Source organism: Nocardioides sp. NPDC057577 (genome assembly GCF_042801335.1).
In the GTDB taxonomy this organism is placed as follows: Bacteria; Actinomycetota; Actinomycetes; order Propionibacteriales; family Nocardioidaceae; genus Nocardioides.
On sequence record NZ_JBHVGB010000280.1, the window covers coordinates 1 to 4,325 of the forward strand.

Below are 4,325 nucleotides of genomic sequence, written 5' to 3' on the forward strand. Positions count from 1 at the left end.
CGTCCTGACCAAGAACGACGCCTAGTCGGCTCGTTCTAACGAGCCGACTCGGCGTGATTTGGTCAGTTTGCGCCGGCTCGGCGACGGGCGCGGTAGTGGAGCTTGGCGCTGACGTAGCCGCGCCAGCCGACCAGGGTGAGGCCGAGGAAGAGGATCGAGACGACCAGGAAGGCCGGTGCCAGGCCGCCACCGGTGAGGCCGCGCAGCAGCATCCCGATGACGTACGTCCCGAGCCAGACGACCACGCCCGCCGGCCAGGCGCGGGCGGCCGACCAGCGGCGCCAGGCCAGGACGGCCCAGGCCACGGTGAGCCCGACCAGGAAGGGCCAGGCGATGCGGAGCACGACGAGCGCCGGGCCGGAGTCGTGCGACTGGCGGCCGGCGAAGGCGAAGAGGAGCACGAAGAAGACGTCGACCGCGAAGGCCGCGACCGCCCACCTGGGCACGAGCCCGGCGACGAGTGGGGAGGACGACTTCGTGGAGGACATGGTGCCCAGAATACGAGCCCGGCCTACGCCGGGAGCCAGGCCCCGCCGCGCATCACCCGGGTCGGCCGCAGCGACTCGTCGGTGAGTACGAGGTCGGCGCGAGCTCCGGGCTCGAGGCGGCCCGCGTCGAGGCCCACCACCGATGCCGGCCGCAGGCTGGAGGCCCTCATCAGCATGGCCAGGTCGATCCCCGCGGCCGCATGGCGGCGCACCTGGTCGATGAGCCGCGAGGTGCCTCCGGCGATCGATCCGTTGCCGGTGCCATCGGCGATCCTGGCGACCCCGTCCCGCACCTCCACGGCCAGCGGGCCGAGCTGGTAGTCGCCGTCGGCCATCCCGGCCGCGGCCATCGCATCCGTGACGAGCACGACCGACCCGGGCACCATCGACATCACCGCCCGGACCGTCTCGTCGTCCAGGTGTACGCCGTCAGCGATCAGCTCCACGCAGGCATCGCCGACACCGGCGGCCCCCAGGGATCCGAGCACCGGCCCAGGAGAGCGGTGGTGCGCGGGCGGCATCCCGTTGAACAGGTGCGTGACCAGGCTGCCCGGCCCGGACAGGAAGGCCCGAGCCTGCGAAGCCGACGCAGCGGTGTGTCCCAGCGCGACCACGACCCCGGCCGAGGTGAGCACGGAGGCGACCTCGTCGGCACCGGGGAGCTCCGCGGCCAGCGTCATCACCCGCAGGTGTCCCCGCCCGGCGGCGACGAACTCGCGCGCGAGCCCGGCATCCGGCGCGATCAGCAGCTCGGGATCGTGCGCTCCTCGGCAGGAGTGCTCCAGGAACGGCCCCTCCATGTGGATCCCGGCGATCAACCCGTCCTCGGCGGCCCCCGCCAAGGCGGAGACGACCGACAGCAACCGGGAAGGCGAGTCGGTCACGGTCGAGGCGAGCAGCGTGGTCGTCCCGGCAGCATGATGAACTCCGGCAGCCACCGCGATCTCGTCCGACGACGTGGAGTGGAACGACGCGCCACCGCCGCCGTGGTTGTGGATGTCCACCAGCCCCGGCAGCAGGATCCCGGCCGACTCCGGATCGGCGTCGGTCACCGGTCGGACCCCGGCGATCACCCCGCCCGCGACGCTGACGACCAGATCGTCGAAGCCACCGGGTCGCGGCACCAGGCCGCGTACGTCTAGATCCATCGCTTGAACCAGATCCTCGTCAGCCATTCATGCCGGGTGAGCAGCTCATCGGTGTAGATCGGCCAGAACCAGGCGAAGTTGCAGATCACGAGCACGACGAAGATGCCGCCGGCGACGGCACCCCCGACGCGGCGCCGGGTGGCGGGGCTTCCGCCGGCCTGCGGCGGTGGCCGGTCGAGCAGCTTGCCCAGACACAGACACAGGCCGAGCACGAGGAACGGCAGCGCGATGATCATGTAGAAGGAGAAGATCGGCCGCCCGGCGTACTGCAGCCACGGCAGCCACGTCGAGAGCACCCCGACGACGGCGACCCCGAACCTCCAGTCCCGCGCGGCGACCCACATGAACGCGGAGACGATCAGCGCGATGAACGCTCCCCACCACAGCACCGGGGTGCCCAGCAGCAGCACCTGCCGCAGGCACGTCCCGGCCTCCTCGGGACCGTCGCCGTCGGGGTCCGCCGTCGGCGTCGCCTCGCACATCTCGCCGCGCGACTTCGCGCCGGACAGGATCCCGGTGTCGGCGGCGACCCCGACCGGCCGGTTCAGCACCAGCCAGCCGATCGGATGGGACCCGTAGGTGTGCTCGGCGCACTCCAGGAAGTGGGTGTGGAAGGTGAAGACGTCGCGGTGGTAGTACCACAGCGACCGCAGCGACTGACTGACCTCGCCGAGGCCGGAGGCGTCCGGCTCCGTGGCGGTCGGCCAACGCTTGTCGTTGAGGTTCTCGGGGACGTACGACTTGTTCTCGCAGTGGCCCTCGCCGGTGTAGCGCGTGTATTGCGTCGCCGAGAGCGACTCCTCGTAGACGTCCGCGTGGGTCATCCACGGGATCCACGTCATCACGTAGACCGCGAGCGCGACCCCCACCAGGTGCACGAACGCCGTCGGGCCGTCGGCCACGCAGGCGCGGAGCCAGGCGAGACGTACGCCGAAGGAGCGCCGCATCCCGGCGGACCAGGCCACATAGAGGAGACCGAAGGCGGCCAGCGGGTAGAGCGCCTCCCACTTACAACCGATGGCCAGACCCCACGCGATGCCCGAGCAGAGCAGCCACGGCCGGAACAGCATCTGGCGCACCGGGCCCCAGGCGCCGGGCGCGGCGAGCTGCGTGGGTGCGAGCGCGGAGAACCGTCGCCTGCACCAGTCTCGGTCCATCACCATCAGGTGCACCGCGAGCAGCAGGAAGAAGGCGACGAAGAGATCGAGCAGGGCCAGGCGCGAGAGCACGAACGCGAGGCCGTCGAAGGTGATCAGGATGCCGCCGACGAGACCGAGCATCATCGACCCGGAGACCCGGCGTACGAACCGGATCGTCAGCAGCACCAGCAGCGAGCCGACCACGACCGAGGCGATCCGCCAGCCGAACGGGTCCATCCCGAAGAGCTTGATGCCGAGGGCGATGATCCACTTGCCCACGTCGGGATGGACGATCATCGACGGCCCGTCGGCGAACTGCCCGTCGAGCTGCCCGGCCAGGATGTTCTCGTCGGCGCCCTCGATGAAGTTGCGCGCGTAGCCGAACTCGAGCAGCGCCCAGGCGTCCTTGGCGTAGTAGGTCTCGTCGAAGGCGAAGACCTTCGGGGTGCCGAGATGCCACAGCCGCAGCAGGAACGCGAGCGCGGTGATTCCGATCGTCGCCGCCCAGCCGGCCCGCGGTGAGCCGCTGATGCGGCGCCGGGCGCGTTCCCAGGCCGTGGGTAGTGGGTGACTCGAGGGGGTGCTGGCCAGGCCCTCCAGGGGCTCCGGCTCCTCGGTCACCGTCGTCGTCACGAGGGAACCTTATAAGCCTGCGACAATATCGGGGTGGTAGTTCCAGACGACGGCGTGCTCGTACTCGCGGCAACCCCGATCGGACGTGTCGAAGATGCCCCACCCCGTTTAGCCTCGGAGCTGGCGATCGCGGACGTCGTCGCAGCTGAGGACACCCGTCGGCTCTCCCGCCTGACCCGCGATCTGGGGGTCGAGATCAAGGGTCGCATCGTCTCCTACTTCGAGGGCAACGAGAGCGCACGTACGCCGACGCTGCTCGCCGATCTCCTCGACGGCAACCGCGTCCTCCTGGTCACCGATGCCGGCATGCCCTCGGTCTCCGACCCCGGCTACCGCCTGGTCGCCGCTGCGGTCGAGAAGGACGTACGCGTCACCGCCGTGCCCGGCCCCTCGGCCGTCCTGACCGCCCTGGCCGTCAGCGGCCTCCCCGTCGACCGGTTCTGCTTCGAGGGCTTCCTGCCCCGCAAGGCCGGCGAACGCTCGCGGCGGCTGGCGAGCCTGGCGAAGGAGGAGCGCACCATGGTCTTCTTCGAGGCACCCCACCGCACCGAGGCCGCCCTGGCCGCCATGCGCGACGCCTTCGGCGACGACCGCGCCGCCGCCGTCTGCCGCGAGCTGACCAAGACCCACGAAGAAGTACGCCGCGGGGGACTGGCCGAGCTCGTCGACTGGGCCGCCGAGGGAGTGCGCGGTGAGGTCACCATCGTCGTCACCGGCGCCGACCCCTCCGCCGAGATCGGCAACGACCCCGACTCCCTCCGCGCCGCGGTCGCGGACCTCGAGGCCGAGGGCCTGACCCGCAAGGACGCCATCGTGGAGACGGCAAAGCGAGCCGGCGTCCCCAAACGCGAGGTCTACAACCTGATCCACACATAGCCGGTCTGAGCGCCCACCTAGCCGAGTCGGCGCATCTGCAC

Annotated in this window: 4 protein-coding genes; 1 reads left to right on the forward strand and 3 read right to left on the reverse strand. The window is 70.8% G+C overall.

The genetic code is table 11. The features are described 5' to 3' along the window. Positions 1 to 62: 62 nt before the first annotated feature. From ACFU7D_RS28785 to ACFU7D_RS28795, 3 genes are read right to left on the reverse strand one after another with little or no spacing between them, the layout of a single operon-like run. Positions 63 to 488, reverse strand: coding sequence for a DUF3054 domain-containing protein (locus ACFU7D_RS28785; protein ID WP_378873717.1), 426 nt, complete (start codon positions 486 to 488; stop codon positions 63 to 65). Between the two features lie 23 nt (positions 489 to 511). Further along, complete coding sequence (locus ACFU7D_RS28790) at positions 512 to 1,636, reverse strand: N-acetylglucosamine-6-phosphate deacetylase (RefSeq protein ID WP_378873720.1); 1,125 nt, start codon at positions 1,634 to 1,636, stop codon at positions 512 to 514. Then, entirely contained in the window at positions 1,627 to 3,408 is a 1,782-nt protein-coding gene (locus ACFU7D_RS28795) for a dolichyl-phosphate-mannose--protein mannosyltransferase (protein WP_378873723.1), read from the reverse strand. The genes ACFU7D_RS28790 and ACFU7D_RS28795 overlap by 10 nt, the downstream gene beginning before the upstream one ends. Positions 3,409 to 3,441: 33 nt before the next feature. Here ACFU7D_RS28795 and rsmI point away from each other — a divergent pair, with 33 nt between their 5' ends. Next, the gene (rsmI, locus tag ACFU7D_RS28800; protein ID WP_378873726.1) at positions 3,442 to 4,284 is read left to right on the forward strand and encodes a 16S rRNA (cytidine(1402)-2'-O)-methyltransferase; all 843 of its coding nucleotides are present in this window, start codon (positions 3,442 to 3,444) and stop codon (positions 4,282 to 4,284) included. The last annotated feature ends 41 nt before the right edge of the window (positions 4,285 to 4,325 follow it).